General features: G+C 53.4%; 1 pseudogene. It reads right to left on the bottom strand.

The features are described from left to right. Nucleotides 1-62 precede the first annotated feature (62 nt). Nucleotides 63-309: pseudogene (locus HMPREF2791_RS05345) on the bottom strand (IS256 family transposase); the annotation flags it as partial.

The raw sequence follows: 309 nt of genomic DNA on the forward strand, positions 1-309 counted from the left end.
GTAGTTGAGTCGAAAGGTTACTGGCGGGAGAGTGTCCGATTCTTTGTGTGCGGGGACTTGGTTTACAAGTAGTCCGCGAACCGGTCAGGGTACGCCACGGCTAGTTGGTTAATGGCTTGTTTCCACCCGGTGGCTTTCGCTCCTTCAATATAGCCGTTGCATTCGATGTCGTGCTTTGCTTTCTTCGCTCGCTGGGCAGCGCGCTTGTCTTCGATGTTGCAGATCATCAACCACAGTGTTTTCAACGCCGCAGTATCGTTCGGGAATTGCCCGCGGTTACGGGTAGCTTTACGCAGTTCAGCATTCAGC

The sequence above is a fragment of the Corynebacterium sp. HMSC034A01 genome, assembly GCF_001838175.1.
In the GTDB taxonomy this organism is placed as follows: Bacteria; Actinomycetota; Actinomycetes; order Mycobacteriales; family Mycobacteriaceae; genus Corynebacterium.